Annotated in this window: 19 protein-coding genes; 10 read left to right on the top strand and 9 right to left on the bottom strand. The window is 72.3% G+C overall.

All coding sequences use genetic code 11. From position 1 onward, the window contains the following. Positions 1 to 119: 119 nt before the first annotated feature. Positions 120 to 746 (bottom strand): hypothetical protein, encoded by a 627-nt coding sequence (locus C7M71_RS07065; RefSeq protein WP_111491761.1) that lies wholly within the window; start codon positions 744 to 746, stop codon positions 120 to 122. 47 nt (positions 747 to 793) lie between these two features. Here C7M71_RS07065 and npdG point away from each other — a divergent pair, with 47 nt between their 5' ends. Together npdG and C7M71_RS30995 are read left to right on the top strand one after the other, a co-directional pair. Continuing rightward, complete coding sequence (gene npdG, locus C7M71_RS07060; protein ID WP_111491762.1) at positions 794 to 1,534, top strand: NADPH-dependent F420 reductase; 741 nt, start codon at positions 794 to 796, stop codon at positions 1,532 to 1,534. A 140-nt stretch (positions 1,535 to 1,674) separates the two neighbouring features. Then, positions 1,675 to 1,845: a hypothetical protein gene (locus C7M71_RS30995; protein ID WP_175607648.1), complete on the top strand. Its 171-nt coding sequence runs from the start codon at positions 1,675 to 1,677 to the stop codon at positions 1,843 to 1,845. Positions 1,846 to 1,859: 14 nt separating this feature from the next. On the opposite strand, the gene C7M71_RS07055 is transcribed toward C7M71_RS30995, so the two are convergent. After that, the gene (locus C7M71_RS07055; RefSeq protein WP_111491763.1) at positions 1,860 to 2,642 is read right to left on the bottom strand and encodes a site-2 protease family protein; all 783 of its coding nucleotides are present in this window, start codon (positions 2,640 to 2,642) and stop codon (positions 1,860 to 1,862) included. A 216-nt stretch (positions 2,643 to 2,858) separates the two neighbouring features. Between C7M71_RS07055 and C7M71_RS07050 the strand changes: the two genes are divergently transcribed. Together C7M71_RS07050 and C7M71_RS07045 are read left to right on the top strand one after the other, a co-directional pair. Beyond that, a complete protein-coding gene (locus C7M71_RS07050; protein WP_111491764.1) occupies positions 2,859 to 3,656 on the top strand; it encodes a VOC family protein in 798 nt (265 codons plus the stop codon). Between the two features lie 79 nt (positions 3,657 to 3,735). Next, positions 3,736 to 7,152 (top strand): ATP-binding protein, encoded by a 3,417-nt coding sequence (locus C7M71_RS07045; RefSeq protein WP_114914229.1) that lies wholly within the window; start codon positions 3,736 to 3,738, stop codon positions 7,150 to 7,152. Here C7M71_RS07045 and C7M71_RS07040 read toward each other — a convergent pair whose 3' ends face one another. From C7M71_RS07040 to panB, 4 genes are all read right to left on the bottom strand, one after another. Further along, complete coding sequence (locus C7M71_RS07040; RefSeq protein WP_175607646.1) at positions 7,153 to 7,974, bottom strand: ABC transporter permease; 822 nt, start codon at positions 7,972 to 7,974, stop codon at positions 7,153 to 7,155. Then, positions 7,971 to 9,032: an ATP-binding cassette domain-containing protein gene (locus C7M71_RS07035; protein WP_111491151.1), complete on the bottom strand. Its 1,062-nt coding sequence runs from the start codon at positions 9,030 to 9,032 to the stop codon at positions 7,971 to 7,973. The genes C7M71_RS07040 and C7M71_RS07035 overlap by 4 nt, the downstream gene beginning before the upstream one ends. Positions 9,033 to 9,238: 206 nt before the next feature. Continuing rightward, complete coding sequence (locus C7M71_RS07030) at positions 9,239 to 11,161, bottom strand: glycoside hydrolase family 6 protein (protein WP_322975150.1); 1,923 nt, start codon at positions 11,159 to 11,161, stop codon at positions 9,239 to 9,241. A gap of 540 nt (positions 11,162 to 11,701) precedes the next feature. Continuing rightward, positions 11,702 to 12,574 carry a 3-methyl-2-oxobutanoate hydroxymethyltransferase gene (gene panB, locus C7M71_RS07025; protein WP_111491149.1) on the bottom strand — a complete coding sequence of 291 codons (873 nt, stop codon included), beginning with the start codon at positions 12,572 to 12,574 and terminating at the stop codon, positions 11,702 to 11,704. Positions 12,575 to 12,812: 238 nt separating this feature from the next. Between panB and C7M71_RS07020 the strand changes: the two genes are divergently transcribed. From C7M71_RS07020 to C7M71_RS07010, 3 genes are all read left to right on the top strand, one after another. Then, entirely contained in the window at positions 12,813 to 14,432 is a 1,620-nt protein-coding gene (locus C7M71_RS07020; RefSeq protein WP_111491148.1) for a DHA2 family efflux MFS transporter permease subunit, read from the top strand. A 24-nt stretch (positions 14,433 to 14,456) separates the two neighbouring features. Beyond that, entirely contained in the window at positions 14,457 to 15,128 is a 672-nt protein-coding gene (locus tag C7M71_RS07015) for a TetR/AcrR family transcriptional regulator (protein ID WP_111491147.1), read from the top strand. 311 nt (positions 15,129 to 15,439) lie between these two features. Further along, positions 15,440 to 16,483, top strand: a complete 1,044-nt coding sequence (locus tag C7M71_RS07010) for an endonuclease/exonuclease/phosphatase family protein (RefSeq protein WP_111491146.1) — start codon at positions 15,440 to 15,442, stop codon at positions 16,481 to 16,483. Positions 16,484 to 16,543: 60 nt separating this feature from the next. Here the strand turns inward: C7M71_RS07010 and C7M71_RS07005 are convergent, their stop codons facing one another. Next, complete coding sequence (locus C7M71_RS07005) at positions 16,544 to 18,325, bottom strand: NAD+ synthase (protein ID WP_111491145.1); 1,782 nt, start codon at positions 18,323 to 18,325, stop codon at positions 16,544 to 16,546. A 174-nt stretch (positions 18,326 to 18,499) separates the two neighbouring features. On the opposite strand from C7M71_RS07005, the gene C7M71_RS07000 reads away from it, so the two are divergent. Together C7M71_RS07000 and C7M71_RS06995 are read left to right on the top strand one after the other, a co-directional pair. Then, positions 18,500 to 19,072 carry a hypothetical protein gene (locus C7M71_RS07000; RefSeq protein ID WP_111491144.1) on the top strand — a complete coding sequence of 191 codons (573 nt, stop codon included), beginning with the start codon at positions 18,500 to 18,502 and terminating at the stop codon, positions 19,070 to 19,072. Positions 19,073 to 19,261: 189 nt separating this feature from the next. Then, positions 19,262 to 20,623, top strand: coding sequence for a glutamine synthetase family protein (locus tag C7M71_RS06995; protein WP_111491143.1), 1,362 nt, complete (start codon positions 19,262 to 19,264; stop codon positions 20,621 to 20,623). A 73-nt stretch (positions 20,624 to 20,696) separates the two neighbouring features. Here C7M71_RS06995 and C7M71_RS06990 read toward each other — a convergent pair whose 3' ends face one another. Then, positions 20,697 to 22,196, bottom strand: coding sequence for an endo-1,4-beta-xylanase (locus C7M71_RS06990; protein WP_111491142.1), 1,500 nt, complete (start codon positions 22,194 to 22,196; stop codon positions 20,697 to 20,699). A gap of 586 nt (positions 22,197 to 22,782) precedes the next feature. On the opposite strand from C7M71_RS06990, the gene C7M71_RS06985 reads away from it, so the two are divergent. After that, positions 22,783 to 24,144: an SGNH/GDSL hydrolase family protein gene (locus C7M71_RS06985; RefSeq protein WP_111491141.1), complete on the top strand. Its 1,362-nt coding sequence runs from the start codon at positions 22,783 to 22,785 to the stop codon at positions 24,142 to 24,144. A gap of 73 nt (positions 24,145 to 24,217) precedes the next feature. Here C7M71_RS06985 and C7M71_RS06980 read toward each other — a convergent pair whose 3' ends face one another. Then, the gene (locus C7M71_RS06980; RefSeq protein ID WP_111491140.1) at positions 24,218 to 25,582 is read right to left on the bottom strand and encodes an extracellular catalytic domain type 1 short-chain-length polyhydroxyalkanoate depolymerase; all 1,365 of its coding nucleotides are present in this window, start codon (positions 25,580 to 25,582) and stop codon (positions 24,218 to 24,220) included. Between the last annotated feature and the right edge of the window lie 91 nt (positions 25,583 to 25,673).

Genomic DNA, 25,673 nt, shown 5'->3' with positions numbered 1-25,673 from the left:
CGGGGGAGGGCGGTTGCTGCTGCTCGGAGGTCACGAGGGGGCATCATGCGGGCCCGGCTCCCGGACGCGCAAACGATTTGTGCGCGTACGGCTCGCGGGCCGAGGGACTGCGCTCCGGCTCACCAGCGCATCGGCGGCGGGGCGGTCAGCCGCTCCGCGAGCCGCGCCATCCGGTCCAGCACCCGGCGGCGGCCACGTGGCGGCTCCTCGCCCGCCGCCGCCGTCACCAGGTGCTGCACCACGTCGAAGGCCGGCGCCGCCTCTTCCCGCAGCCCGGTCGGCGGTACCGTCAGCGCCTCGTGCGCCAGCCCCTGGAGCTCGGTGTCACCGGTGTCCAGGGCGAGTACGGTCGCCCCCGTGCGGCGGGCGTCGTGCACCCGCTCCAGCAGCGGCGCCCCGGCTGCCTCCGGCGCCACCACCAGCACCGTCTCGCCGCGCCCGGCCCGCTCCAGCCGCCGCAGGTCCACCGCCAGATGGGCGGGGGCGCCCGGCGGCACCCGCCAGCGCACCAGGGTGGGGGAGAGCTGCGGCAGGCCCGACCAGGCCGCCTCGTTGTCCAGATGGGCCGCCATGTGCCAGGGCTCCTCACCCTCGGTGCCGACCAGCAGCAGCCCGCCCGCCGTACCCGGGCCGTCCGGCGCCCGCGACACGCTGGAGCGCAGCGCCCAGGCGAACTCCCGGGTCGACTCCAGCCAACCCGTACCGGTCAGGACCTCGCGCAGCGCCGACACCCGGATCGCGTCCATGGCGCCCCATGCTGCCCCAGCCCCCGCCGCTTTGGCAGGATCGCGGCATGACTACACCCGATGCAGTGACATCCGCCGCGGCGACATCCGCTGCGGCGACACCCGCCGCCACGCCCAAGCCCGGCCCCTGGGACCTCCCCGATGTCTCCGGCCTGGTCGTGGGTGTGCTCGGCGGTACCGGTCCGCAGGGCAAGGGCCTCGCCTACCGGCTCGCCCGGGCCGGGCAGCAGATCGTGATCGGCTCCCGCGCCGCCGAGCGGGCCGAGAGCGCCGCCGCCGAGCTGGGGCTGGGCATTCGCGGCGCCGACAACGCGTCCGCCGCCGAGCAGAGCGACCTGGTGATCGTGGCCGTGCCGTGGGAGGGCCACGGCGCCACCCTGGAGCCGCTTCGCGCCCAACTGGCCGGCAAGATCGTCGTCGACTGCGTCAACCCGCTGGGCTTCGACAAGCAGGGCGCCTATGCGCTCACGCCCGAGGAGGGCAGCGCCGCCCAGCAGGCCGCCGCGCTGCTGCCGGACTCCCGGGTCACCGCCGCCTTCCACCACCTCTCGGCGGTGCTGCTCCAGGACCCGGGGATCGAGCAGATCGACACCGATGTGATGGTGCTCGGCGACGACCGCGCCGCCACCGACACCGTGCAGGCCCTGGCCGGGCGCATCCCCGGCATGCGCGGCGTCTACGCCGGGCGGCTGCGCAATGCCCACCAGGTGGAGTCCCTGGTGGCCAACCTCATCTCGGTCAACCGCCGCTACAAGGCCCACGCCGGCCTGCGGGTCACCGACGTCTGAGCCTGCGACGCCCGACCCAGCGACGTCCGACCCTGCGGGCGCGGCCCCGGGCGGGGGCCGCGCCCCGCTCCCACCGGCCGTTCGGCATCGGGGACAATGGTGGCCGTACGCACCCCACCGTCCGCCGGGAGTCCGCAGCCATGCCCCGCAACGCCGTCCTCGCCCTCGTCGCCTGCCTGCTGGCGGTCGCCGCCGCCGTCGTCTCCTTTGTGCAGGGCAACTGGTTCGGGGTGATCTGGGTCCTGCTGGCCGGCCTCACCAGCAACATGGCCTGGTACTACATCCGCCGGGCGCGCACCGCCCAGGGCTGACCCGGGCCGCTGGCTCAGCCCTCCCAGAAGCGGAAGGCGTGGTAGCCGATCGCGGCCAGGCTCGGCGACACGTCCAGCAGCTCCATCACCCGGTAGACCAGCTTCCAGAACCAGTCGCCCAGCGGGGTCTGCCAGAGCAGTGCGAAGAGCGCCAGCATCCCGAACGGCGCGAACGGCTCCACCGCGCGCCGGGCCTTCAGTGACAGCCAGGGCTCGATGATGCCGTAGCCGTCGAAGCCCGGCACCGGGATCAGGTTGAGCACCGTCGCGGTGACCTGGAGCATCGCCAGGAACGCCAGCGCCACCACAAAGGTCGGCGGCGCGCTGTCCAGCCAGCCCGCGCCGATCGGCAGCAGCAGCGCCACCGCCAGCGCCAGGTTCACCAGCGGGCCCGCCGCCGATATCAGGCTGTGCTTCCAGCGACCGCTGATCCGGTGCCGCTCGATGAAGACCGCGCCGCCGGGCAGCCCGATGCCGCCCAGGATCACAAAGACCACCGGCAGGATCACGCTGAGCAGGGTGTTGGCGTACTTCAGCGGATTGAGCGTCAGATAGCCCTTGGCGCCCACCGTCAGGTCGCCGCCGTGCAGCGCGGTGCGGGCGTGCGCGTACTCGTGCAGGCAGAGCGAGACCACCCAGCCGGAGACCACGAAGAGGAAGACCCCGAACCGGGCGTTCTCCCCATAGCCGGTCCACACCGCCCAGGAGGACGTGCCGAGGACGGCGAGCAGCACCCAGAACACCGGGCTGACCCGGCGCTCCTCGCTGCGCTGGCGCTGTGTACCGGCGTAGGTCATCTCTGCGGTCTCCGAGGCTGTGGGACAGGAGCACCGATCATGCAGGTCGATCTCTTCCTGGCACAAGGCGGTGTGGCACAAGGCGATGCGGCACAAGGCGATGCGATGGTGCCCGAAAAGGCGGTGCCCGGAAAACGGCGCGGCCGACCGATGAGTTCCGGGCGCCGCGCCGGTCTGCACCGGAGAACGCCCCTACGCCCTTCGAAGGGAATCGCCATGATCACGACCGACTTCGTCCCCGGCTCCCCGTGCTGGCTGGACCTCGGCGCCCCCGACATCGCCGCCACGGCCGCCTTCTACAGCGCCGTCTTCGGCTGGGAGTTTCGGTCCTACGGCCCGGACGCGGGCGGATACGGCCTCTGTACGCTGGACGGCCGGTCCGTCGCCGCGATCGGCCCGCTCACCGAGGAGGGGGCCCGCTCGGCCTGGACGGCCTACTTCGGCACCCCCGACGCGGAGGCCACCGCCCAGGCCGTGGAGCGGTTGGGCGGCACGGTACGGCTCGCCCCGGGCGACGTCGGCGACGCGGGGCGGCTGGCCCAGTTCACCGACCCGCAGGGCGGGCAGTTCGCCGTCTGGCAGCCGGGGAAGGTCCGGGGGCTGGAGGCGGTGGACGAGCCGGGCGCCCTGTCCTGGACCGAGCTGTACACCACCGACGCGGCCGCCGCCAAGGAGTTCTACGGCTCCCTCTTCGGCTGGCAGACCCAGGACGTCCCGCTGCCCGGCGGCATCGAAGGGACCTACTCGCTGATCACCCCGGCCGGCCTCGGCCAGGAGCGCATGCACGGCGGCATCATGCAGCTCGCCGCCGAGCACCTCACCCTGACCGGCGGCCGACCCTACTGGCACCCCGTGTTCGGCTCCGCCGACTGCGACGCCACCGTCGCCAGGATCACCGAGCACGGCGGCTCCGTGCAGATGGGCCCGGAGACCGCCGAGGGCATCGGCCGCATGGCCGTCTGCCTCGACCCCTTCGGCGCCGACTTCGTGCTGCTCACTCCCACGACCGGCTGACACCGCCGCCGGACGGTCCTCCGCGGCCATGCCTGGACCCCTGGCTCGGGCGGGGTCGGGTTTCGATCAGAATGGGGGTGTGCGCTACGGCATCCTCGGCACCACCCAGGCCCACCACGACGACGGCACCCCGGTCCCGCTCGGCGGTGCGCGGCTGCGTGCGCTGCTGGCCGCGCTCGCGCTGCGCCAGGGCAGACCGGTCCCGGTCGAGACCCTGGTCGGGGAGGTCTGGGACGGCGAACCCCCGCAGGACGGGCCCGGCGCGCTCCAGACCCTGGTGGGCCGGTTGCGCCGGGCCCTGGGCCGGGCGGCGGTCGGCTCCGGCCCGGAGGGGTACTGGCTGCGCGCCGACGCCGACGACATCGACCTGGGCCGCTTCCACCGGCTGGTCGGCCAGGCGGAGCGGGCGCTGTCCGACGGCCGGGCCGCGCCCGCCGCCGCCGAGCTGCTGCGCGAGGCCCTGGCGCTCTGGCGCGGCCCTGCGCTGGCCGACCTCCCGGACCGGGCCTCCGCCGCGGCCCGCTATGAGGCGCAGCGGCTGACCGCGCTGCGCCGCCGGATCACCGCCGACCTGGCGCTGGGCCGGTCCGCACAGCTGGTCCCGGAACTGGCGGAGCTCAGCCGCGACCACCCGCTGGACGAGCAGCTGCATGCGCTGCTGATCCGGGCACTGCGCGCCGAGGGCCGCACCGCCCAGGCACTCCAGGCGTACGAGGAGCTGCGCCGGGCGCTCGCCGACGGGCTGGGCGCCGACCCGGGGGCGGAGCTCCAGGCGCTCCACCGCGAGCTGCTGCTCCCCCCGGAGGAGCCGCAGCCGCAGCGGACGGCCGTCCCGGCCCCCGCCCCTGCTGTCCCCGTCGCCTCAGCCGCTCCCGCCCCTCCCGCCGCGCCGCAGCGGACCGCCGCCGCCGGGGGCCTGCGCGCACGGCTGACCAGCTTTGTCGGCCGGGAGGAGGAGCTGGCCGCGCTGGGCAGCACCCTCACCGCCGCCCGGCTGGTCACCCTGACCGGGCCCGGCGGGTCCGGCAAGACCCGGCTGTCGGTGGAGGCGGCGCGGGCCCAGGAGGCGGCCGGGGCATGGCCGGACGGCGTCTGGCAGGCCGAGCTGGCCCCACTGGACGACCCGGCGGCGGTCCCCGGCGCGGTGCTCTCCGCGCTCGGCCTGCGCGAGACCGTACTGCACCGGGGCAAGGTCGCCGAGGCCCTGGAGGGCCGACCGGCCGACCCGATGCGGCGGCTGGTCGAGCACTGCGCGGGGCGGCGGATGCTGCTGCTGCTCGACAACTGCGAGCACCTGGTCCAGGCCAGCGCCGAACTGGCCGACCGGCTGCTGGCCGAGTGCCCCGGGATCACCGTCCTGGCCACCAGCCGGGAGCCGCTCGGCGTCCCCGGCGAGACCGTACGCCCGGTGGACCCGCTGCCGGACCCGGCCGCGCTGCGGCTGCTGGCCGAGCGCGGCGCGGCGGCCCGGCCCGGCTTCGACCCGGCCCAGGACCCGCAGGCGTCCGCCGAGATCTGCCGCCGGCTGGACGGGCTGCCGCTGGCCATCGAGCTGGCGGCGGCCCGGCTCCGCGGCATGACGGTACGTCAGATAGCCGACCGGCTGGACGGCCGCTTCCAGCTGCTCTCCAGCGGCAGCCGCACCCTGATGCCCCGTCAGCAGACCCTGCGGGCGGTGGTCGACTGGAGCTGGGAGCTGCTGGCCGAGGACGAGCGCGCCCTGCTGCGGCGGCTCTCCGTCTTCGCCGGCGGCTGCACCCTGGAGGCCGCCGAGCAGGTCTGCGCCGACGGCGCAGCGGTGCCCGAGGTGGAGGTCGCCGGGCTGCTGCTCTCCCTGGTCGACAAGTCGCTGGTCGTCGCCGACCTCGGCTGGGAGGGCGGACCCGCCCGCTACCGGCTGCTGGAGACCATTCACGAGTACGCCGCCGAACGGCTGCATGACGCGGGCGAGGCCGAGGTCCAGCAGACCCAGGGCCGCCATCTGCGCTGCTTCCGGGAGCTGGTGCGCCGCGCCGCGCCACTGCTGCACGGCCCCGACCAGCTGCGCTGGCTGGACCGGCTGGAGCGCGAGCAGGACAACGTCCGGGCGGCGCTGCGCCGCGCCATCGAGACCGGGGACCAGCAGGAGGCGGCCTGCCTGATCCTCGGCATGAGCTGGTTCTGGACCTTGCGGGACTATGACACCGAGTCCCGCACCTGGTGCGACGCGGTCCTGGCGTTGGGCCCCGACCCGTTTGCCGCCGACCCGTACGAGGCCGACCCCGAGGGCACCGCCCCCGGCCCGCTGGACGAGCCGCCGCCCTGGGCTCCGGCGGTGCTGCTGGAGGCACGGCGGCAGGTGGGACTCAACCGGCTGGCCTCCGGCTTCGGAGACCACCACACCGACCTCACCTCGGCGGAAGCGGCGGCGCTGAGTCGGCGCATCCTGGCCGCGTACCCGCCCGAGCTGCCCCGCTCGTGCCGCTTCCCGACGCCGATCCGGGTGCTCGCGGCCGTTCTGACCGGGGAGATGGAGCAGCTCCCTGCGCTGCTGGACGCGCTGGTGGACGGCTGCCGCCGACACGGCAGCGCCTGGGACCTGGCCTTCGCCCTCCAGTTCCGCGCCAAGTTCACCAATGACTGGATCGACCATGGGAATCGGCCGACCAATGACGCCGACGAGGCGCTGGAGATCTTCGAGCGGCTGGGCGACCGCTGGGGCGTCTCTGAGGCGCTCTCCGCCAGGGCCGAGGCGGCGGGCGGCCGGGGCGAATACGCCCTGGCCGCCGAGAGCTATGCGCGGGCGATCCGGCTCGCCGAGGAGCTGGGCGCGCACCAGGAGGTGCCGATCCTGCTGGTCCGCCAGGGCGAGGCGCTGCTCGGCCTGGCACCGGAGGAGGGGGAGCGGCTGATCGCCGAGGGGGTGCGGCGGGGCGGCGCCGGCCGCCGGGAGGGGGACGGCGCGGTCTTCTTCGGCCGACTGCTGCTGCTTCTGCTGGCCACCCGGCGCGGCGACCGGGTCGGCGCCGCCGGACTGCTGCACCTGCTGCGGCGGAACACCCCGCTGGGACCGCTCGGCCCGGAGGCCGTCCAGGGTCTGCTGACCACCCTGGACGGCTGGGCGGAGGCGCGGCTGGGGGACCCGCAGCGGGCCCTGCCACTGGTGCGGCAGGGCATCGGACGGGTCCGGGCAGGCGAGACGTTGCCCTGGTTCACCGACTTCATGTCGGTGATGCTCTTCTCCCTCGCCGGCTGCGTCCTGGCCCGGATGGCGGCGGAGCAGGCGGCCGCCGGGGAGCAGCGGCCGGCGGCGGCCCGGCTGGGGGCCGTACTGCTCGGTGCGCATGCCGCGCTCAGCAGGAACGTCGGCAACCATCTGGAGCGGCTGGAGATCGCCGACCACCAGCGGCTGCTGCGCGAGCTGCTGGGCGACCCGGAGTTCGAGGCCGAGTACGCCAGGGGCGGCCGCCTCGAAGCCGAGGAGGCCGCCGCCCTGCTGGACCGCTTCGAGGGCTGATCAGGTCCGCTTGCGGAACCGGGCCACCGCCAGCGGCGCGGTGACCGCCGTGAGGCAGATCGACCAGGCCAGCACCATCAGCACCGAGTGGGTCAGCGGCCCGCCGTTGAAGAGGCTGCGGGAGGCGTCGGCCAGCGCCGAGAGCGGGTTGACCTTGGTGAACGCCTGGAGCCAGCCGGGCATGGTGTCGGGGTTGGCGAAGGTGGAGCTGCCGAACTGAAGCGGCATGATCACCAGCATGGAGACCCCCTGCACCGCCTGGGCGCTGCGCAGCGACATACCGAGCAGCATCGACACCCAGACCATGGAGGCGCCGAAGAGCAGCGAGAGCGCGACCGCGGCCAGCACCTGGAGCGGACCGGTGTGCACCTTCAGGCCGAGCAGCATGGCGAAGGCGATCAGGATCGCGAAGGAGAGCAGGGCCCGGCAGACCTCCGCCAGCAGCTTGCCGATCAGCACCGAGGCGCGGCCGATCGGCAGGGTGCGGAAGCGGTCCATCACCCCGGTGGTGAAGTCGGTGTTGAGCCCGGTGCCCACGCCCATCGCCAGGTTGATCCCGGTCTGGCCGAGCAGGCCCGGCACCAGGTACTGGATGTAGTCCTGCCGGTTGCCGGAGAGGGCGCCGCCGAAGACATAGACAAAGAGCACGGTGAAGACGATCGGCATCAGCAGGGCGTCGAACATCGACTCGGGGTCGGCCTTGATCCGCATCAGATTGCGCCGGGTGAGCGCTCCGATGTGGCGCAGCTGGGCGCGCGGGCCGATCCGGCCGCTGCCGTACGAGGCCGGGGCGGCCAGGGGGGTTGCGACGGCGGCGCTCATACCGCGTACTCCTTCTCGGGCTCGGTGGCGGGCTCGGTGGCGGGCTCGGTGGCGGGCTCGGCGTCCCGGTCGGTGGGGGACATGGCGGAGGCGGGGGCGCGCTGCCCGGTGACGGCCAGGAAGACCTCGTCCAGGCTCGGCAGGTGGGTGTCGATGCCGGCTATGGCGAAGCCTCGGGTGCCCAGCACGCCGACCACGGTGGTCAGTTGCTCCTCCCCGGCCGCCGGTACGGTCAGCAGCCCGGTGTCCGGGTCGGTGGTGGCGCCGTGCACACCGGCCTCGGCGAGGCAGCGGGCCATCTCGGGCAGGTCGGCAGGGCGGGCCGGGCGCACCCGCAGGGACTGGCCGCCGATCCTGGACTTCAGCTCGGTGACCCCGCCGGCGGCGATCACCCGGCCCCGGTCGATGACGGTCAGTTCGTCGGCGAGCTGCTCGGCCTCCTCCATGTACTGGGTGGTGAGCAGCACCGTGCAGCCCTCGGCGACCATCCGCTGGACCTCCTCCCACACCTCGTTGCGGGTGCGCGGGTCCAGGCCGGTGGTGGGCTCGTCCAGATAGAGCACCCGGGGGCGGCCGATCATGCTGGCGGCCAGGTCGAGGCGGCGGCGCATGCCCCCCGAGTAGGTGCGGGCGGCGCGTCCGGCGGCCTCGGTGAGCGAGAACCGCTCCAGCAGCTCGGCGGCGCGGGCCTTGGCATCCTTGCGGGACAGGTCGAGCAGGCGGCCGATCAGATAGAGGTTCTCCCGCCCGGAGAGCATCTCGTCCACCGAGGCGTACTGGCCGGTGAGCCCGATGGCGCGGCGCAGCTGCCGGGGCTGGCGCAGGACGTCCCAGCCGGCCACGGTGGCGCTGCCGGCGTCCGGCTTGACGAGCGTGGAGAGCACCCGGACCAGGGTGGTCTTGCCCGCGCCGTTGGGCCCGAGGACGCCCAGGACGGTGCCCTGGCGGACCTGGAGGTCGACCCCGTCCAGGGCCTTGGTGGTGCCGTAGTGCTTGACGATGCCGCGTACGTCGACGGCGAGTTCCGTCGCGGCGGGGGCGGTGTCGGTCGGTGTCATGCCCCCACGGTGCCCGATGCCGCTGACAGCCCGCCGGTATCCCGCTGTCACCGCCGTCGGCCGGCTGTCGGCGCACCGTCGCCCTGCCGTCGGCCTACCGTCGGCCCGCTGCCGGGAGGGGCCGTCACCGGCGCCGGTGGGCGCACATACGGCGGTGCCCGGGGATCGGCGGGTCGCCGATCCCCGGGCACCGGGTCATCCGTGTGTCAGCTCGCGGTGCAGGTGAGCGTGGGGGTGCTGTTGGTGCCGCTGTAGGTGCCCTGGAAGCCGAACGACGTGGTGCCGTTGGCGGCCACCGAGCCGTTGTAGCTCATGTTGGTCGCGGTCACCGAGGTGCCGCTCTGGGTCACATTGGCGTTCCAGGAGGAGGTGACCTTCTGGTTGCCGCTGAAGGTCCAGGTGACCTTCCAGGACTTGATGGCCGTGTTGCCCGCCTTGACCGTCACATCGGCGGTGAAGCCGTCGTTCCAGGAGTTGGGCGAGTAGGTGGCGGTGCAGCCGGCGTTGTTGCCGTTGCCGCCGGTGGTGGAGCCGCCGGTGGTGGTGCCCGCGGTGGTGCCGCCGTTGGTGGTACCGGCCGTGGTGCCGCCGTTGGTGGTGCCCGCCGTGGTGCCGGCCGTGGTGCCGCCGTTGGTGGTGCCCGCGGTGGTGCCGCCGTTGGTGGTACCGGCCGTGGTGCCCGCCGTGGTACCGGCGGTGGTGCCCGCCGTGGTACCGGCGGTGGTGCCACCGGTGGTGCCGCCGCCGGTGACCGGCGGGTAGGCGTTCTTCAGGAGCTCCTGGAACTGCGCGGAGAACCAGTGGCCGGAGACCGGCGCGTTCGGCAGAGCGCCGGACATGTTGTTGCCGTTACGCGCGTTGCCACCGTAGGTGGGGTCGCACATCCGGTCGAAGCCCTTGCCCTCGTCGTTCGAGATGGCAGAGCTGGAACCGTCCGACTCGCCCGGAGGCTTCATCCAGACGTAGGCGTCGATCCCGGACTCCGGGGCAGCCTTCGGACGCTCGCCGAGGCCGGCGCCGGACTGGTTGCACCAGTTGCCGAGCTGGATCCGGCGGTCGATGCGGCCACCGTCGACGTAGGCGTCGGCGCTGGTCTTCGGGCCGGGGCCGGTCGGACGCTTGGCGCCGCCCCAGCCGTTACGGGAGGTGTCGATCAGCATGCCGATGTCCGACGGGAAGCCGGCCGCGATCGCCTTGGTCCGGAACGCCTGGGCGAACGACAGCTCGTCGGCGTAGCGGTTCCAGTCGATCCACTTGGACGTCTCGCGGACCGCCTGACCGTTGATCGTGTCGTTGACGGTGAAGTACGGCTCCTTCAGCGCCGAGTAGTTGGCGGTGTTGGTGATGAAGCCGGCCACGTTGTTGACCGTGCTGCCCTGCGAGGTGGCAGCCTGCTTGAACAGCGTGATGGACGCGTCGAGGTTGTCGTCCCAGCCGATCCAGCCGTGGTGGCCGGCGTCGACGTAGTTGTAGACGTTCGAGATGGCGCCCAGCTTGGCCAGGGCGTACCCGACACCGTTGACGTAGTTGCCGTTCGCCTTCATGACGTCACAGGCGGCGGTGGCAGTGTCACGGCCGCTGGTGTTGGTCACCAGGTTGGGCAGCGAGTCGATCTCGACCGTGGTCACGATCCGCAGGTTCGCGTAGGCCGGGTCGGCCAGGATCTTGGCGATCGGGTCGATGTAGTCGCTCTTGTACTTCGGCAGGTCCGTCGGGCCGAGCTCACCGTTGGAGGCGAGCGCGGCACAGTCGCGGCCGGGGAGGTCGTAGATGACGACCTGGATGACAAACGGCTTGCCGGCGGCCTGCTGCACCGCGCGGTCGAGGTGCGCCTTCAGACCCATGCTGGTGCTGGAGCCGTTGATCGCGGCGATCCGGTCCATCCACACACCGGTGGGCTGGTTGGAGACCGCGCTGCCGCCGGGCTCGGCGGCCGCATGGGCGGCCCACTCGGGGTTCACGTAAACGCCGGCGCCGACGTACGGGTTGTCCACCCGAGCGGCGGCAGCCTGGGCCTGGGTGCCGCCTGCGGCGATGCACAGCCCTGAGGCGAGTGCCAGCCCGCCCAGCGCGGCGATACTGCGACGGAGGCGCGAGGGGCGCTCTCCGCGCGGTGAGGATATGGTCACGTCGGCTCCTTGGGAGAGGGAGTCACCGGCTGCGGTGGGTGGCCGGCAGCCGGCCGGGGTGGATGCGTCACGACCGGCCGATGGCGCCGGACTGCTGAAGTTCCGTCGCGACCGATCGTGGGAGCGCTTCCACAGTGCGCCTGGCCACGGCGGCCACAAGGGTGTCGGGAGTCGAGAGCACCACGATCCGTGGTGGGCTGTGGATTCCATGCCTGCACATCGTGCAGGGCGGGAGTCGACGCAGCGACAGATCACATGAAGCCATCACGGTCAGGGCATGTCAATGGTCTGCGCGACTTCACTTCTCGAACGAAGCGAGGCGCTGATGACCCGTCAGGGACGCCTCGGGGGTGCCTGGCGCTCGAAGTCTTGACAGGACCTGCCGTGGAGTTCGACCATGGACAAGCTTGGGAGCGCTCCCACAATCAGACCTTCAACGAACCCGCAAAAACAGCGGGGCCGGCGGATCGACCGCCGGCCCCTGATGTATGCAACCGGGCTGCCCGGGGGAGTGTGGAACCGGCCCCCGGGAGAGCAGGCTCAGTGGAAGGAGTGCTCGTCTCCGGGGAAGGTGCCCGCCGTCACGTCCTCGCCGAAGGCGCGGGCCGCGTCACCCAGCACCGAGCGCAGGTTGGCGTACTGCTTGACGAACTTCGGCACCCGGCCGGCCGTCATCCCGGCCATGTCGGTCCACACCAGTACCTGGGCGTCGCACTCGGCGCCCGCGCCGATGCCCACCGTCGGGATCGCCAGTGACGCGGTCAACTGGGCGGCCAGCTCGGTCGGCACGGCCTCCACCACCACCGCGAACGCGCCGGCCGCCTGCACCGCCTTGGCGTCCCGCACCAGTTGGTTGGCAGCCTCCTCGCCGCGCCCCTGGACGGGGTAGCCGCCCAGGGCGAGCACCGACTGCGGGGTGAGGCCGATATGGGCCATCACCGGGATGCCGGACTGCACCAGCAGTTCCACCGCCGGGGCGGTGCGCTCGCCGCCCTCCAGCTTCACCGCGCCGACGCCCGCCTCCTTGAGCAGCCGGGCGCCGTTGCGCAGGGCCTGCGCGGGGGACTCCTGGTAGCTGCCGAAGGGCAGGTCGCCGACGATCAGGGCGTGCTCGGTGCCGCGCACCACGGCGGCGGAGAGCATCACCATCTGGTCCAGGGTGACCGGCACGGTGCTCTCATAGCCGAGGTGACAGTTGCCGGCGGAGTCGCCGACCAGCAGGACGGGGATGCCGGCCTCGTCGAAGACGCCGGCGGTGAGTGCGTCGTACGCGGTCAGCATCGGCCAGCGCTCGCCGCGCTGCTTGGCTGCGGCGATGTCGCGCACCGTCACCCGGCGGCTGCGGGTGCCCCCGTAGAGGGTGGCGGCCGGGCGCTCGGACTTCTGGGCAGGCTGAAGCGGAGAAGCGTTCATGGAACAGGCTCCTGTGTGTGGGTGGTCTCGTGGCGCCCGTACGGGCGTCCCCGGATCCCCTCCATGCTGACATGCGGCGGCCGGTGCGCAAAGAGCCGGGTCCCACCGACCGGATGCGGCCTCTCTCGCAGGAACTTTTGCCGAGGATTTACGATACGGAACGGGACCGTATCGAAAACCCGGTACCGTTGATGCCCTGGGAATCCGCAGGGGGTCCCACTCCATCGACGGGAACATCATGTCCACCGCAGTCACCGCCGGGGCCTCCGGCGCGCCGCGCCGGGTGCCCGCAACGGTCCACCGCCGCCGCTGGGCGATCCTCGGGGTGCTCATCTTCGCCCTGCTGGTCGTCGTCCTCGACAACTCGATCCTCAATGTGGCGATGAAGACCATCGCCAGCCCGGCGCCCATCGGCCTGGGCGCCAGCCAGAGCGACCTTGAGTGGGCGATCAACTCCTACACCCTGGTCTTCGCCGGACTGCTGTTCACCTCCGGCCTCCTCGGCGACCGCCTCGGCCGCAAGAAGGTCCTGCTGGCGGGCATGGTGGTGTTCGGCGGTGGCTCGCTGCTCTCGGCGGTGGCCGGCTCACCCGGCCAACTGATCACCTTCCGGGCGGTGATGGGCCTGGGCGGCGCCCTGGTGATGCCCGCCACCCTCGCCATCATCATGAATGTCTTCGAGCGGGACGAGCAGCCCAAGGCGATAGGGGTCTGGGCCGGTGCCGTCGGTCTGGCCATCGCCATAGGGCCGATCACCGGCGGCCTGCTGCTCCAGCACTTCTGGTGGGGCTCGGTCTTCCTGGTCAACCTCCCCATCGTGCTGGTCGCCCTGGTCGGCATGGTGCTGCTCATCCCCGACTCCCGCGACCCCAACCCCGGCCGACTCGACCCGGTGGGCGTGCTGCTCTCGGTCATCGGCCTGGTGCTGCTGATCTACGGCATCATCAAGGGCGGCCAGCTCGCCGACTTCACCGACCCCGCCGCCTGGGGCACCGTCGCGGGCGGCCTGGCCGTGCTCGCCGCCTTTGTGCTGTACGAGCGGCGGGCCGAGCACCCGGCGCTGGACGTCACCTGGTTCCGCAACCCGCGCTTCTCCGCCTCGGTCGCCGTGATCGGCCTGGTCTTCTTCGCCCTGATGGGCGTGACCTTCTTCGGCGCCTTCTACCTCCAGAGCGTGCGCGGCTACAGCGCGCTCAAGGCCGGCGCCCTGCTGCTGCCGCTCGCGGTGGCCCAGATGGCCTTCGCCCCCCGGGCCCGGCTGGTGGTCGACCGGTACGGCGTCCGCGCCACCTGCGCCGGCGGCATGGCCCTGGTGGCACTGGCCTTCCTCGGCTACCTGACGCTGGACACCACCACCCCGATCTGGGTCCTGGAGGTGATCGGCTTTGTGATGGGCACCGGCATGGCCCATGTGATGCCGCCGGTCACCGTCACCATCATGTCGGCACTGCCGCGTGAGAAGGCCGGCTCCGGCTCGGCGATCAACAACACCTTCCGCCAGGTCGGCGGCTCGCTCGGGGTCGCGGTCCTCGGCGCCATGCTCTCCGCCGCGTACCGCAACGGCATGTCCGACCACCTGTCGGCCGTGCCGCCCGCCCTGCGCGGCCCAGCGGGCGAGTCCATCGAGGCCACCCTGGGCGTCGCCCGGCAGCTCGGCCCGCGCGGCGCCGCGCTGGTCGACCCCGCCAAGGAGTCCTTTGTGCACGCCATGCACATCGTGGCCGGGACCTCGGCCGGGGTGATACTGCTCGGCGCCGTCGTGGCGCTGGTCCTCTTCCCCGGCCGGCTGCCGGTGCCCGACGCCGTCGGCGCGCAGCCCGAGGCAGAGCCCGAAGCAGCCCCCGCGGAGACGGCCTGACCGGCCGTCGGGGAGAATCCGCCCATGGACAGCAGCAGTACGGCCCCCAGCCGCACCGGGTGCGCGGACGACCACCCGTGCACCGCTGCGCCCCGGCGCGGTCGGCCGCGCAGTGAGGCGGTCGACCAGGCCATCCTGGACGCCGTCGAACGGCTGATGGCCGGGGGCAGCAGCCTCGCCGAGCTCTCCATGGAAGGGATCGCCCAGGAGGCCGGCGTCGCCAAGGCCACCGTCTACCGGCGGTGGCCCAACAAGGAGGCGCTGCTGATCGATGTGGTCCGGCGGCTGGAGGAGCCCGAGCCGGAGCTGGCCGGGGAGTCCGTCCGCGACGATGTGGTGACCCTGCTGGACTTCATGCGCCGCCGAGGTCTGGCCAAGCGCTCCCGCTGGATCCTCAAGGCGGCCCTCAGCCAGATGGGCTCGCTGCCCGAGTTCAAGCAGCTCTACCACGAGCGGGTGGTGCAGCGTCGCCGCGAACTCATCCGCCATGTGGTCCAGCGCGGGGTCGAGCGGGGCGAACTCCGTTCGGACCTCGACCTGGACCTGCTCGCGGAGATCCTCACGGCCCCGATGCTGGTCCGCTCCGTCCTCTGGGACGACGCCCCGCTGGACGACCCCGGGCTGCCCCAGCTGATCGTGGACACCGCGCTCCAGGGCGTCGCCGCCCGCCCGTCCGGCCCTGTCCCCGCCGGGTGACCAGCAGCGGCGCGGGCAACCGGCCCGGCGCGGCCGGGATCCCCGAGCCGGTTGCCCGCGCCGGAGGGGACTGACCGAGGAGGAGCCGGTCCGGCGGCCCCGGTGCGCGCAGAACGGCTCCGTACGGGGTCGCCGACCGCCGCCGGGCGGGTACCGGGATCCCGGCCAACCGGAACCTCCCCGGTCGGTCCCAGCGTCTGTCCCGGCATACGCTGAGCCGAGCGGGCGGGCCTCCGGGCTTCCGGGCCACCCAGGTCCGCTGCGGCGGGAGCACGGCACCGGTACAGAGCACAGCGCAAGGGATCACGGGCATGGCACAGGCGGCGACGGGGTGGGCGCAGGCGGACGGCGGAGAGCCGGGCCGGTCAGGCCCCCGGCCCCGCCGCCCGCACCTCCCCGGCCTCGGCCGCTGGGGCCGGGACCGGCGCGGCCGCACCGCCTGGCAGCGCGGCTGGGTGATCGCGCTGCTCGCGGTGGCCACGACGCTGCTGATGGCCTTCCACGCCGAGGTGCCCAACCGGGTCGGCAACCTCGGCAGCCTGCTGGAGACCTTCCTGCCCTGGATCGGCCTGGCCGTCCCGGCGCTGCTGCTCTGCGCCCTGCTGCGGCGCTCGGCGACCGCCCTGGTCGCCCTGCTGCTGCCGGCGCTGCTCTGGGCCGACCTCTTCGGCGGCCTGCTCTCCGACCGCAGCGGCCCCGGCGGCGACCTCACCGTCCTCAGCCACAACGTCAACGCCGAGAACCCCGACCCGGCCGCCACCGCCCGCGACCTGATCGCCTCCCGGGCCGATGTGGTGGCCCTGGAGGAGCTGACCGCCACCGCGCTGCCGGTGTACGAGAAGGAGCTGGCCGCCGCCTACCCGTACCGCACCGTCAAGGGCACCGTGGCGCTCTGGTCGCGCTACCCGATCACCGGGGCCAGGGCCGTGGACATCAAGATCGGCTGGACCCGGGCGCTGCGCGCCGAGGTGGACACCCCCAACGGGGCCCTCGCGGTCTATGTGGCGCATCTGCCCTCGGTCCGGGTCAAGTTCGACGCCGGGTTCACCGCCGACCAGCGCGACAACAGTGCCGAGGCGCTGGGCGAGGCCATCGTTGCCGAGCCGCTGGAGCGGGTGGTGCTGCTGGGCGACCTCAACGGCACCATGAACGACCGCAGCCTGGCCAACATCACCTCGCAGATGCGGTCCGCGCAGGGCGCGGCCGGCGACGGCGTGGGCTTCACCTGGCCGGCGTCCTTCCCGCTGACCCGGATCGACCAGATCATGACCAAGGGCGTCACCCCGATCAGCTCCTGGGTGCTCCCCGCCACCGGCAGCGATCATCTGCCGGTGGCGGCCCGCGTCGAACTCTGACCCGGGGGCCCGGGGGCCCGGGGACTTGGGGACTCGGGGGCGCCTAGCCGCGCCGGAGGGTCAGCCGCGCCGCCAGCGGTTGGTGATCGGCAGCCGGCGGTCGCGGCCGAACGCCTTGACCGAGACCTTGGGGCCCGGCGGGTACTGGCGCCGCTTGTACTCGGCGGTGTCCACCAGCCGCACCACCCGGTCCACCACGGCCGGGTCGAAGCCGGCCGCCACGATGGCGTCCCGCCCCTGGTCGTTCTCGATGTACGCCTGGAGGACCGCGTCCAGCAGGTCGTAGTCCGGCAGCGAGTCGGTGTCCACCTGGCCGGGGCGCAGCTCGGCGCTGGGCGGCTTGGAGATGGAGTTCTCCGGGATCGGCGGGGTCTCGCCGCGCTCCTCGGCGGCCTTGTTGCGCCAGCGGGCCAGCCGGAAGATCAGCGTCTTGTAGACGTCCTTGATCGGCCCGTAGGCGCCGACCGAGTCGCCGTAGAGCGTGGAGTAGCCCACCGCCAGCTCGCTCTTGTTGCCCGGCGCGAGCACGATGTGGCCCTCCTGGTTGGAGATGGCCATCAGCAGGGTGCCGCGCAGCCGCGACTGGAGGTTCTCCTCGGCCAGCCCGGTCAGCGCCAGCTGGCTCATATAGGCGTCGAACATCGGGGCGATCGGGACGGTGCGGAAGTTCAGCCCGGTGCGGCGGGCCAGCTCGGCCGCGTCGTCCCGTGAGTGCTGGGAGGAGTACGCGCTCGGCATGGAGACGCCGTACACCTGCTCCGCGCCGACCGCGTCCACCGCGATGGCCGCCACCAGGGCCGAGTCGATGCCGCCGGAGAGGCCGATCAGCACCGAGCGGAAGCCGTTCTTGCGCACATAGGCGCGGGTGCCGGAGACCAGCGCCGCATAGATCTCCTCCTCGTCGCCCAGCCGGGGTGCGATCCCCGGGACCACCGGCTGCTCGGGCGCGGGCAGCGGTTCGGTGCTGAGGACGGTGCGCTCCACCCGCAGCCCGTCGGCCACCAGCCCACCGGCGGCGCCCTCGGTCTCGGCGGCGGCCTCGGGGTCGGTCTCGGCGGCGGGCAGCTCCAGGTCGACCAGGACGCAGCCCTCCTCGAACTGCGGGGCGCGGGCCAGGACCTCGCCCGAGGCGTCCACCACGATCGAGTCGCCGTCGAAGACCAGCTCGTCCTGGGCGCCGACCATGTTGACATAGGCCAGGGCGCAGCCCGCCTCGGCGGCGCGGCGGCGCACCAGCTCCAGCCGGACGTCGTCCTTCTCCCGCTCGTACGGCGAGCCGTTGACCACCAGCAGCAGCCCGGCGCCGGCCTCGCGGGCGGCGGTCACCCGGCCGCCGTCCTGCCAGATGTCCTCGCAGATGGCCAGGGCCACATCCACGCCGTGCAGCCGGACCACGGCCAGCTGGTCGCCGGGCACGAAGTAGCGGTACTCGTCGAAGACGCCGTAGTTGGGCAGGTGGTGCTTGGCGAAGCGGGTGACCACCCGGCCGCCGTACAGCACCGCCGCGCAGTTCTGCGGCGCCCCCGCCGGGCGGCCCGGCTGCGGCGGGGCGCTCCCCTCGGCGCGGCCCAGGTAGCCGACGACGACCGGGACCGCGCCCAGGCCCTCGGCGGCCAGCCGTCCGGCCAGCTCCACCAGGGCGGTGCGGGAGCCTTCCACGAAGGAGCGGCGCAGCGCCAGGTCCTCCACGGGGTAGCCGGTCAGCGCCATCTCCGGGAAGGCCACCAGCTGGGCCCCCCGCTCGGCGGCGTGCCGGGTCCAGCGCACGATCTCGTCGCTGTTGCGGGCGATGTCGCCGACATAGGGATCGATCTGGCTGAGTGCGAGACGTAGATGAGGCACGGCCCCAGCCTAATCGTCTCTTCGACGCTATATCCGCCGGGCCGGTGCCCCGGCCGCGACCGGGGCGGTCACCCACCCGGCCGCGCAACGATCGCGGACGGAGGTGCGCCGGGACAGCCTGGACGGGACGGGCGCCGCCGAAGGGGTGCCGCCCACTGCGGAGGAGAAGGACGGATGCAGCAGAGCCGTAAGCGTTCGGCCGGAGCGGCGGCGGTGGCGGTGCTGGCAGCCGGTGCCCTTGCCCTGGGCACCGCCGGATGCAGCAGCACCAAGGAGAAGGCGTCGTCGGCGGCTGGGCAGGCCACCGAGGCCGCCTCCTCGCTGGTCGCCGACGCCAGTGAGAAGGCGAGCGAGGCGGCCTCCGCGGCGGAGTCGGGCGCCTCGGCGGCCACCTCGGCGGCCGGCGCCACCGCCCAGAGCGGCGTCGACGCGGCCCAGGCCAAGGCCAAGCTGGCCGGCGTACGCGGCACCGGCAACGCCGCCTCCGAGACGGCCGTGCAGGCCGTCTCCGCGCGCTCGGGCGCCGGCCGCGCGGCGGCCCGGCTGTCGATCGACAACAAGCAGTCCAAGCCCGCCGACTACGCGGTCGAGGTGCACTTCATGGACCGCTCCGGCAAGGTCGTGGGCACCGGCTATGCGCTGAAGAAGCAGGTGCCCGCCGGGAAGTCCGAGCAGGTGGTGGTCTTCAGCCAGGAGCGGCTGAAGGCGCCGCTCACCGCCAAGGTCGTCAAGGCCGAGCGCTCCTGAACTCCGGCCGCTGTCCCCTCCGCCGCCCCACCGCCGCACCCCCGGCGGCGGGGCGGCGGTGCGCTGCCCGCCCGGGTATCGGACTACCGGCCCGTATCCGCCATGATGGGAACGGAACATCCGGCAGATCCCGCCCGGGGTCCTCCCTTGCGTAACACGGACGTAAAGAGCAGAGGTGAGACTGTCCTCATGGGCAAGCAGCAGGAGTTCGTGCTCCGGACGCTCGAAGAGCGTGACATCCGATTCGTCCGGCTGTGGTTCACCGATGTGCTCGGGTTCCTCAAGTCCGTGGCGGTCGCGCCCGCCGAGCTGGAGCAGGCGTTCGAGGAGGGCATCGGCTTCGATGGCTCGGCCATCGAGGGCTTCGCCCGGGTCTATGAGTCCGACATGATCGCCAAGCCGGACCCGACCACATTCCAGATACTGCCGTGGCGCTCCGAGGCGCCGGGCACCGCGCGGATGTTCTGCGACATCCTGATGCCGGACGGGTCGCCCTCGTACGCGGACCCGCGCTATGTCCTCAAGCGGACCCTGGAGAAGGCGTCCAATCTGGGCTTCACCTTCTACACCCACCCCGAGATCGAGTTCTTCCTGCTGAAGAACCAGCCCGGCGACGGCACGGTGCCCATCCCCGCCGACCGCTCCGGCTACTTCGACCACACCCCGCGCGGGGTGGGCCACGACTTCCGCCGCCAGGCGATCACCATGCTGGAGTCGATGGGCATCTCGGTGGAGTTCTCCCACCACGAGGGCGCCCCGGGGCAGCAGGAGATCGACCTGCGCTACGCCGATGCGCTCTCCACCGCCGACAACATCATGACCTTCCGGCTGGTGATGAAGGAGGTCGCCCTGGAGCAGGGCGTCCATGCGACCTTCATGCCCAAGCCGTTCTCCGAGCACCCCGGCTCCGGTATGCACACCCATGTCTCCCTCTTCGAGGGCGACCGCAATGCCTTCCATGAGACGGGCGCGGAGTTCCAGCTCTCCAAGGTCGGCCGCTCCTTCATCGCGGGTCTGCTCCGGCACGCCGCCGAGACCTCGGCCGTGACCAACCAGTGGGTCAACTCCTACAAGCGGATCTGGGGCGGCTCGCAGCGCACCGCCGGGGCCGGCGGCGAGGCCCCGTCGTACATCTGCTGGGGCCACAACAACCGCTCGGCGCTGATCCGGGTCCCCATGTACAAGCCCGGCAAGCAGGGCTCCACCCGGGTGGAGGTCCGCTCGCTGGACACCGGCTGCAACCCCTATCTGGCGTACGCGGTCATCCTCGCCGCCGGCCTCAAGGGCATCCAGGAGGGGTACGAGCTCCCGCCCGGCGCTGACGACGACGTCTGGGCCCTCACCGACGCCGAGCGCCGCGCCCTGGGCATCGAGCCGCTGCCGCAGAACCTCGGCGAGGCGATCGACCTGATGGAGCGCAGCGAGCTGGTCGCCGAGACCCTGGGCGAGCATGTCTTCGACTTCTTCCTGCGCAACAAGCGCCAGGAGTGGGAGGAGTACCGCTCCGAGGTCACCCCCTTCGAGCTGCGCAAGATCCTCCCGGTGCTGTAGCGGCAGGCCGGACCCGGGACAGCAGGAAGCCCGGACCGCGCGGTGGCGGTCCGGGCCTTGGGTCCTGTCAGGGTCAGGCCGAGGTGCAGGCCGCGCCGTTCAGGGTGAACGAGGTGGGCTTGCTGAAGCTGGAACCGCTCCAGGTGCCCTGGAAGCCGAACGACGCGGTTCCGCCGTTGGCCGCGAGCTGGCCGTTGAAGGAGACGTTGGTCGCCGACACCGCGCCGCTGCTGGGGGTGATGGTCGCGTTCCAGGCGTTGGAGACCGCCTGGCCGCTGGGCAGCGTGAAGCCGAGCTTCCAGCCGTTGATCGCGGTGGAGCCGGTGTTGGTGATGGTGATGTCGGCGGTGAAGCCACCCGGCCAGGAGTTGGGGTTGTAGGCAACCTTGCAGCCGCCCGTGGTGCCGCCGCCGGTGGTGGCGCCGCCCGTCGTGGTGCCCCCGGTGGTGGTCCCGCCGGTCGTCGTGCCGCCCGTGGTGGTGCCCCCGGTCGTGGTGCCCCCGGTCGTGGTGCCGCCCGTGGTGGTGCCGCCGGTGGTGCCGCCCGGGCCACCGCCCAGCGCGGTCAGGACCGCGTTGTAGGCGTCCTTCTTGTTGTAGTTGTTGTCGAACAGCAGCGGGGTGCCGCTGCTGCGCCAGGAGTACTTGTCGGTGATGCCCCAGACGGTGATGCCGGTGCAGCGCGTGACGGCGAGGCAGCCGTTGACGACCTTGGTGTAGTTGGCGGCCTGGGCGGAGCCGGAGCCTTCGATGTCCAGCTCGGTGAGCTGCACGTCGACGCCGAGGTCGGCGAAGCGCTGGAGGTTCGCCTGGAAGTCGGAGGGCACCGGGGACTGGCTGTTGAAGTGGCCCTGGAAGCCGACGCAGTCGATCGGGACGCCGCGTGCCTTGAAGTCCTTGACCATGTTGTAGACGGCGGTGCTCTTCGCGTTCACACCGTCGGTGTTGTAGTCGTTGTAGCAGAGCTTGGCATCAGGGTCGACGGTGCGGGCGGTGCGGAACGCCTCCTCGATGAAGCCGTCACCGAGCTTGTCCTGGAAGGGCGAGCTGCGCCGGGCGCCGTTGCCGCCGTCCTGGAAGGCCTCGTTGACGACGTCCCAGGCGTAGATCTTGCCCTTGTAGTGCTGCATGAGCTGGGTGATGTGGTTGTTCATCGCGGCCCTGAGGTCCGTGGCGCTCAGGCCGCTGACCCAGCCGGGCAACTGCGAGTGCCACACCAGGGTGTGGCCACGGACCTTCATCCCCTTGCTCTGCGCATGGGTGAAGATCTGGTCGGCGGAAGTGAAGGTGAACGAGCCCTTGTTGGGCTCGGTGGCGTCCCACTTCATCTCGTTCTCGGGGGTCACCGAGTTGAACTCGGTGTCCAGCGTGCTGGCGTACTGGGCCTCGCCGAGGTGGTTGGCGGCGACTGCGGTGCCGAAGTAGCGGCCCTGGGCGGACGCAGCGGCGCCAAGTGTGCTGCCGGCGGCGTCGGCGGAGCCGGAGAGGGTGGCGACGCCGACTGCGGCAAGGGCGCTCGCCGTGCCGACGGCGAGCGCCGTTCGGATGCGGGGGCGCAGGATGTTGCGGGCCATGCTGACCTCTTTCCGGTTTCCGGGGCGGGGGGACCTTCCCGGACATGGTGGGTGGACCATCCGCGCGCGCTGTGGGGGCCGAGGACGCGGAGCCGTGCGTCCCCTGCCGGGCACGGCCCTTGGGTGGAGGGGTGCGCCCGGCAGGGGAAGAGAGGTGTTGGGTGCTGAAGAGTATGGAGTCGACACATGAGCACGTCAATGCTTATTGTTTCCGAAACATTTCGAAAGTCTTCCCTGGGGCTGACCTGACACCCCTGTGCTGAGCTGGCACTACGCGTGTTGACCGGCCGATTTCCCTGCGCTGCCAGTCGCGGAATCCCTTACCTGAAGTACCATTCCGAAATATTTCGAAAGGTCGGAGAGGTCCTGTCGGGGGGCGGTGCTGTTCATGCATTCGGACAGCGCTTCCCCTTGCGAACGCTTGACCCGACTGTGACACTCGCTTCGTCGCGGGCCGGACCGAGCCGGTCGAGGCTCACCATCAGCCGAGCGGGGCACGCCGCCCCCCGGACCACGCAGCCGCCCGCCTGACAGCGCTCACTCGGGACCGAATCGGGCCTCACAGATCCTGGAGAAGGACACTGCCATGCGCGCAAAGTCATCGCTCGTCAGCTTGATCTCGGTGGCGGCCCTCGCGGCCGCCATCACCGTGACCACACCGGCGGCGGGAGCCGGCCACACGCCCGACACCCACGCGCCGGGCCCCATCGGGGCCGCCGGTCCGAGAGAGCCCAACGCCCACTGGGTGGGCACCTGGGCCGCGATGCCGCAGCTGACCGAGCCCTCCAACATGCCGCCGGCACCGTTCACCCAGGACAGCGCCGTCATGGTGGACACCACCCTGCGCCAGACCGTCCATGTCTCGGTCGGCGGCAACCACATCCGGCTCCGCATCTCCAACGCGTTCGGAGGAGCGGTGCTGCCCGTCACCGCGGTGTCGGTGGCCCTCCCGGCCGGCGGGGCGCCCGGCACCGGCGCGATACAGGCCGGTACCGCCCACCGGCTGACCTTCCAGGGCCGCTCGTCGGTCTCCGTACCGGCCGGGGCGCAAGCGCTCTCCGACCCGCTCGACTTCCCGCTCCAGCCCGACTCCAATCTGACGGTGACGATCTACCTGGCCAGCGGCCAGGCATCCACGTCGATCACCTCCCACCCGGGGTCCCGAACCACCTCGTACATGCTGGCCGGTGACCACCTGTCGGACACGAGCCTGGCCGGGGCCACCACCGCCGACCACTGGTACTTCGTCAGCGGTGTGGAGGTCTGGTCCAAGGCCAAGACCTCCGCCGCCGTGGTACTCGGCGACTCCCTGACGGACGGCCGAGGGTCCACCACCAACGGCAACGACCGCTGGCCCGACCAGCTGCTGAAGCGGCTGAAGGCCGGCCCGCAGACCGCCGCGACCGCGCTGCTCAACCAGGCGGCCGGCGGCAACCGGCTGCTGAACGACGGCCTCGGCCCCAACGGCCTGGCCCGGCTGGACCGTGACGTCCTGGCGCAGAGCGGGGTCGACTGGCTGCTGGTCTTCGAGGGGGTCAACGACATCGGTACGGCGGAGGCCACCCAGGCGGCCCAGCGGCAGGTCGCAGCCGATCTGATCGCGGCGTACGAGCAGATCATCGCCAGGGCGCATGCGCAGGGCATCCGGGTGTACGGGGCCACGATCACCCCCTTCGGAGGCAACGACTACGACGACCCCAGCGGGTACCGCGAGTTGGCCCGGCAGACCGTCAACACCTGGATGCGCACCAGCGGGCGGTTCGACAGCCTGATCGACTTCGACCGCGCCGCACGCGATCCGCAGAACCCCAGGCAGCTGAGGCCGACCTTGGACGTCGGTGACCACCTGCACTTCAACCCGGTCGGCTACCAGGCCCTGGCAGAGGCCGTCCCGACCACCCTCTTCCAGCAGCGGCCGCTCCCGCCGGGGTTCGGCTACGCCGGCTGAGGCAGCCCGCGGCGAGCAGGTGCGGATCGAGGGTCGCCCCCCGGTCCGCACCTGCCGCTGTGCGCAGCCGTACTCAGACGGTCTGGCAGGCAGCGCCGTTGAGGGTGAACGAGGCGGGCTTGCCGGCGTTGCCGGTGTGCGTGGCCTGGAAGCCGATGGACGTCGAGGCGCCGGGGCTGAGCACGGCGTTGTACCCGGCGTCCTTGGCGGTCACGGCACCGCTGGTGGGACTGTAGGTGGCGTTCCAGCCGGAGGTGATGACCTGTCCGGAGGGCAGGGTGAAGGCCAGGGACCAGCCGTTGACCGTCGTGCTTCCGGTGTTGGTGATGTTGATGGCGGTGGTCAGGCCGTTGTTCCAGGCGCTGACGGTGTACTCGACCTTGCAGGCGCCGCTCGGGGAGGTCGGCGGCGGCGTGGTCGGGGGCTGGCTCGTCGGCGGAGTGGTCGGGGGAGTGGTCGGCGGGTTCGTCGGGGGGCTGGTCGGCGGGGTGCTGCCGTCAAGGCCGAAGAAGGCGATGGCCTGGGCCGCCATGCCGTTGGTGGGCAGCGAGTGCCCCACGCCCTGGATGCTGATGGCCTCGACCGGGGCCTGGGTGCCGGTGGCACCGTAGCGGGTACGGGTCCAGGACGACTGCGGGTGGTCGGTGAAGACCGCTGTCTGGCTCACGCCGAGGACATTGGTCCACTGCTTGATCTCCTCCCCGAAGTTCGGGTACTGGAGCGTGGGGTCCGCGGTGCCGTGCCACAGCTGCATCCTCGGCCGCGCGCCGCTGTACCCCGGGTAGGCCGCCCGCACCAGGTCGCCCCACTGCTGCGGGGTCTTGCTGACCTGGCCGTTGGCACAGGCGCTGTTCCAGCTGGAGCCGTCGGTGGTGGCGAAGCACCCGAACGGCACACCCATGAACGCGGACCCGGCCTTGAAGACGTCCGGGTAGTCGCCCAGCAGCACATTGGTCATCATCGCGCCCGAGGAGGCACCGGTGACATAGACCCGGTTCGGGTCGCCGCCGTAGTGCTGCTCGGCGTAGGTCACCATCGACATGATGCCCACCGGGTCGCTGCCACCGCCCCGCTTCAGCGCCTGCGGCGAGGAGACGTCGAAGCAGCTGCCGTCCCGGGTGGCCGACGGGTAGATCACGATGAACCCGTACCGGTCCGCCAGCGAGGCGAACTCGCTGCCCGAGAAGAACGCCGGGCCGGACCCGGTGCAGTAGTGCACCGCCACCAGGATCGGCGGCTTGGCGGAGACGTTGTTCGGGACGTAGGCGTACATCCGCAGGTTGCTGGGGTTGCTCCCGAACCCGGTCACCTCGGTCAGCGAGGCGGCGTGCGCGCTCGGCGCGGCCATCAGCAGTGCCGCCAGCAGCGGTACCACCCCGCCCAGCAGAGCGGTGAGCAGCGCCCTGCCTTTCCTTCTGCTCCTGCTTCTGTCGAACATGTCGTGTCCTCTCTAGACTGCGGACGGTGAAGGGGCTGCTGCTGCGCCTGTCGGCGCTTGACCCGGACGCGGCGACCGCGGTACGGGTGAT

The organism is Peterkaempfera bronchialis, assembly GCF_003258605.2.
Taxonomy (GTDB): domain Bacteria; phylum Actinomycetota; class Actinomycetes; order Streptomycetales; family Streptomycetaceae; genus Peterkaempfera; species Peterkaempfera bronchialis.
Note: the sequence above shows the minus strand (reverse complement) of the source record. Positions and strands in the feature narration are given on the sequence as shown.

What these genes read in the sequence shown, in the direction of transcription:
- C7M71_RS07065 (WP_111491761.1), bottom strand. Translation starts at nt 746, where the DNA reads ATGGACGCGATCCGGGTGTCGGCGCTGCGCGAGGTCCTGACCGGTACG.
- npdG (WP_111491762.1), top strand. Translation starts at nt 794, where the DNA reads ATGACTACACCCGATGCAGTGACATCCGCCGCGGCGACATCCGCTGCG.
- C7M71_RS30995 (WP_175607648.1), top strand. Translation starts at nt 1,675, where the DNA reads ATGCCCCGCAACGCCGTCCTCGCCCTCGTCGCCTGCCTGCTGGCGGTC.
- C7M71_RS07055 (WP_111491763.1), bottom strand. Translation starts at nt 2,642, where the DNA reads ATGACCTACGCCGGTACACAGCGCCAGCGCAGCGAGGAGCGCCGGGTC.
- C7M71_RS07050 (WP_111491764.1), top strand. Translation starts at nt 2,859, where the DNA reads ATGATCACGACCGACTTCGTCCCCGGCTCCCCGTGCTGGCTGGACCTC.
- C7M71_RS07040 (WP_175607646.1), bottom strand. Translation starts at nt 7,974, where the DNA reads ATGAGCGCCGCCGTCGCAACCCCCCTGGCCGCCCCGGCCTCGTACGGC.
- C7M71_RS07035 (WP_111491151.1), bottom strand. Translation starts at nt 9,032, where the DNA reads ATGACACCGACCGACACCGCCCCCGCCGCGACGGAACTCGCCGTCGAC.
- panB (WP_111491149.1), bottom strand. Translation starts at nt 12,574, where the DNA reads ATGAACGCTTCTCCGCTTCAGCCTGCCCAGAAGTCCGAGCGCCCGGCC.
- C7M71_RS07020 (WP_111491148.1), top strand. Translation starts at nt 12,813, where the DNA reads ATGTCCACCGCAGTCACCGCCGGGGCCTCCGGCGCGCCGCGCCGGGTG.
- C7M71_RS07015 (WP_111491147.1), top strand. Translation starts at nt 14,457, where the DNA reads ATGGACAGCAGCAGTACGGCCCCCAGCCGCACCGGGTGCGCGGACGAC.
- C7M71_RS07010 (WP_111491146.1), top strand. Translation starts at nt 15,440, where the DNA reads ATGGCACAGGCGGCGACGGGGTGGGCGCAGGCGGACGGCGGAGAGCCG.
- C7M71_RS07000 (WP_111491144.1), top strand. Translation starts at nt 18,500, where the DNA reads ATGCAGCAGAGCCGTAAGCGTTCGGCCGGAGCGGCGGCGGTGGCGGTG.
- C7M71_RS06995 (WP_111491143.1), top strand. Translation starts at nt 19,262, where the DNA reads ATGGGCAAGCAGCAGGAGTTCGTGCTCCGGACGCTCGAAGAGCGTGAC.
- C7M71_RS06990 (WP_111491142.1), bottom strand. Translation starts at nt 22,196, where the DNA reads ATGGCCCGCAACATCCTGCGCCCCCGCATCCGAACGGCGCTCGCCGTC.
- C7M71_RS06985 (WP_111491141.1), top strand. Translation starts at nt 22,783, where the DNA reads ATGCGCGCAAAGTCATCGCTCGTCAGCTTGATCTCGGTGGCGGCCCTC.
- C7M71_RS06980 (WP_111491140.1), bottom strand. Translation starts at nt 25,582, where the DNA reads ATGTTCGACAGAAGCAGGAGCAGAAGGAAAGGCAGGGCGCTGCTCACC.